This is a genomic window from Luteitalea sp., assembly GCF_022842525.1.
In the GTDB taxonomy this organism is placed as follows: Bacteria; Acidobacteriota; Vicinamibacteria; order Vicinamibacterales; family Vicinamibacteraceae; genus Luteitalea.
On record NZ_JALHPM010000328.1, the window covers coordinates 1 to 3,908 of the forward strand.

At 64.8% G+C, this 3,908-nt stretch carries 4 protein-coding genes; all 4 read left to right on the forward strand.

The window, feature by feature from the left end:
- On the forward strand, window positions 1-232 hold a 232-nt coding region (locus Q0C41_RS30320), incomplete at its 5' end, for a hypothetical protein (protein ID WP_291990586.1).
- A gap of 155 nt (window positions 233-387) precedes the next feature.
- On the forward strand, window positions 388-1,266 hold the full coding sequence (locus Q0C41_RS30325; protein WP_291990588.1) for a response regulator transcription factor: 879 nt from the start codon (window positions 388-390) through the stop codon (window positions 1,264-1,266).
- Window positions 1,267-1,325: 59 nt separating this feature from the next.
- Window positions 1,326-2,579 carry a hypothetical protein gene (locus tag Q0C41_RS30330; protein WP_291990590.1) on the forward strand — a complete coding sequence of 418 codons (1,254 nt, stop codon included), beginning with the start codon at window positions 1,326-1,328 and terminating at the stop codon, window positions 2,577-2,579.
- 22 nt (window positions 2,580-2,601) lie between these two features.
- Window positions 2,602-3,908 (forward strand): polysaccharide biosynthesis/export family protein (locus Q0C41_RS30335; RefSeq protein ID WP_291990593.1); only part of this gene is annotated, 1,307 nt, incomplete at its 3' end.

A 3,908-nucleotide genomic window follows, 5' to 3' on the forward strand; every position in this document is an offset into this window, starting at 1 on the left:
CTGGGGCACGCGGAACGAAACCCGTTCTGCGCGGCTGCGCGAGGCCGGATGCCGCAACTCTCAAGTCAATCAGTTACTCCAGGAGTACGACCCGTCCGCCCGAAAGGGGTACTGGGTAAATGGAGTCAATTGGCAGTATCATTTTATGCGTTACGCGCAGAGCGCGCGCCAATTGGTCAAACGGACTGCGGACGCGCCACTGGAGGTGCAACGGACGGGAAATCAGCAATAGAAGCGGGCTCCGAGTTCCTTGCGATGGCGGGCACCGGTGCGGGGAGAGGGAAGTGAGAAACAAGCGAACCTGAATCGCACAGTGGCTCTTGAGACCGCCGACGTAGAAGATCAGCGATCGATCGAGCACCACCGTGCATGAACGGTGAGGCTTCCATGCGACGATCGTTCAAGACCGTCATTGTCGGACCGAACGCGTTGGTCCGAGAAGGGCTGGTGCACATTTTCAGAGGGACCGATTTTCGAGTCGTTGCTTCGACCGTGTCCGTGGAAGATGCTGCACTGAACCTGTTACCAGAGGGCCAGCCCGCGCTGTTCGTCCTCGAATCGGGGCACGACGCGGAGGCGACACTCAATCAGATCGGTATTTTACGGGCGCGGCGAACGGCCGGACGCGTGGCCGTTCTCGCCAATCACTACCAGCCTGACGACATCGTGGCCGCATTCCGCGGCGGCGCCCATGCCTACTTCGTCGATGTGGCCGACTGGGCCGCCTTCACCAAGTCGCTCGAACTGGTCATGCTTGGTACGACGATCTTGCCGCCGGAATTCCTGTGGGCCGTCCTCAATTCCGAGGAACACGAGCCCGACACTCTCGCCGACGAGCACACACCCGACGCAGGCGTGCGCGCCGTGCAACTCGGCGGCGACGAGACACGCTTGTCGGCGCGAGAAGGGTGCATCTTGCGCCATTTGGTCGAGGGCGACTCCAACAAGACGATCGCACGCAAGAGCAACATCACCGAGGCCACGGTGAAGGTGCACATCAAGGCGATCCTGCGAAAGATCCGCGTCAAGAACCGGACGCAGGCCGCCATCTGGGCGATCAACAACAGCGCGTCGATCCGGTTGGCGGCGAATGACGGTGCGATCTCTCACAGGGCGCCGCGCGTGACACCGAGCGAATCGATGGGGCCCGACCTGGAGAATGGCGTGCCGGCATCGCTGGGCGAGTTGCCGCAGCTCGGCACGGCGGGCCATCCGGCGGTGATCGATTTTCCGACGCGAAAGGGCGCCGGCCGGAGGGCGGAGTGATGTCGCTCCATCGCCCGGATTGGCGCCGACCCAACAGCGCCGGTGCCTGGATGAGGAACGTGATCAGGGTGCCGGTGCTGGCCTTGCCGACCGTTGCCGCGCTGCTGCTCCTGGGCACGGACGCAACCACGCGCGCAGTCCGGGCGCAGGCGGGCGCTCGCCTCATTCCGACCCCCGCGATGGCCCTCCCGCCTTATCTTGCCCCGGTCGTCGATCCGGTCTTCGGCACCTCCTTCACGCGTGTCACCGATCCGGGGCGGCCATTGCTTCCGGGAGTGTCCTGCGGCGTTGCCCACTGCACTCACCGCTATTCGAGCGCGCAGGCCTGGAATGCTGACCAAAGCCTGCTCGTGATCGCACATGGCTGCAGTCACGGTTTCTGCTTCTTGCACGGGCAGACACACCAGCCCTTGTTTCACCGCCCGATGTCCAGCGAATGCGAATGGAGTCCGACCGATCCGGAGTCGATGATCTGCGTCTCCCGCCACGAGATCTACACTTGGCAGCCGCGCGGCGACATCAAGACGACGGTCTACCGGCCGACCGAATACACCAACCTGGACTTCGGACCATGGAAGGGCAACCCGTCGGACGACGGAACCCGGTTGGTCGTTCGTGCGGTCAACGCGCGCGGCGCCTTGGTGGCCTTCGCCTACGACATTGCGACCCGCACGAAGTACCCCGATGTTCCGGTCGCGGAGTTGCCCGGTCGCAACGTGCATTGCAGCATCGCCCCCTCCGGACGCTACATCGGGTGTTTCCAGACCACTGCCGGAGACGTCAACGAGGCCTTCTTCTTCACGCTTGACGGCACGCCGGCCCAGCACTTCCACGAGCATCATCGCCCCGGTCACGGCGACATGATGGTGGACGAGGACGGCAACGACGTCTACGTCGGCATCAGCAAAGCCGATCCCGACAAGTGGCACGTGATCAAGCGTCGGATCAAGGACGGCGCGGTGACCGACCTGTCGCCGTCAGGCTACGGCCAGCACGCCTCGCTGCGCAACATCCGCCGGTCGGGCTGGGTCTTCGTGGGCTTCATCGGCACCTACAGTTCGCTCTCCGGACGCCCGGAGCGGGCGCCCTTCTATCAGGAGATCGTGGCGTTGCGGACCGACGGCAGCGGCGAGGCGCGACGCATCGTGCAGACGCGCAATGCGAACCACGACTATTGGAGCGAGACGCGCGCCTCTCCCTCGCCGGACGGGTCCCAGGTGATCTGGTCCAGCAATTGGGGCCGCGCGGGGGGGCCGGTCTCCGACTACGTCGCGCGCCTCGCCTGGCCTGACACGGCGACGCGGATGAAATGAAAAGCAGGTCAGGAGGTCACCCATGCGAACGTCAGAACGCGCGCGTCTTTGTCTGATCACCGTAAGTGGCGCGCGCCGGGCGCGGCGCTGCGGCCTGGCGCTGTCCCTCATCGGTCTCACTTGGCTGTGCGCGCCCGCCGTGGCGCGCGCCGACTATCGCCTGCAAATCGGCGACGTGGTTGAAATCTGGGTCGCCGGAGTGCCGGAACTCCAGCGGCGCGTGGCGATCAAGGTGGACGGGCACATCTCGTTCCCATTGCTTGGAAACCTGGCCGTCGCCGGGTTGTCACCGTCACAGCTTCAGGCCGCCGTGCAAGCCGCGCTGGCGACCAAAGTCTTCCAGCACCGCATGCCGGACGGGCGCGACATCACTATTCCGCTGGCGATGGATGCCGTCACGGCGAGCGTGGTGGAGTATCGGCCGATCTATGTCGACGGGGACGTGTCCAAGGCTGGTGAATTCCCCTACCGGCCGCTCATGACGGTGCGACAAGCGCTGGCGCTCGCCGGAGGGCTGGATCCGCTGCGCGTTCGCCTGAACAATCCGTACTTCGAGTCGGCCGACCTGCGCGCCGACCATGCCGCGTCCTGGGTGGAATTCGCCAAGGAGCAGGCGCGCGTGGCGCGCATCAAGGTCGAACTGGGTCACGCGCAGTCGCTTGATGCAAGGGCGTTGATGCAGGCCCCCGTGCCGCAATCCATCCTCACCGAGATCGTGCAGGTGGAAACCGAGCAGTTGACCGTTCGCCTGTCCGACCACGAGCGGCAGAAGGCGTTCCTGCGCCGCGCCATTCAGCAGGGCGACGAGCAGATCCGCGTGCTCACCGAGCAGCAGCAGAAGGAGGAGCAAGGAACGCGCGCCGACGCGGAAGAGCTGCAGAAGGTTCTGGAGCTCTATGGCAAAGGATCGCTGCCCAGCCCGCGGGTCACCGACGCGCGACGCGCGGTGCTGTTGTCGGCGACGCGCAAGCTGCAGACGGCCTCGCAACTCATGCAGGTCACACAGCAGCAGGAAGAACTGGTGCGGCAAATGGAGAAACTCGATGACCTGCGCAAAATTGACTTGCTGAAGGAGTTGCAGGACACGCTCGTGCGCGTCGCAGTGCTCGGTGCCAAGTTGCAGGGGATCGGCGAGAAACTCCGCTACACCTCGGTCCGCTCGCAGCGGCTACGCGGAAGTGACCTCAAGTCGGAGATCGTTGTCGTGCGCAAGAACGCAGAACGGCCGCAGCGCGTCAGCGTCGACGAGGATTACGTGCTGGAGCCCGGTGACGTCGTCGAGGTCACGTTACGGATCGAGACGGGTAGTGCCGGCGATGCGGCGTCTGG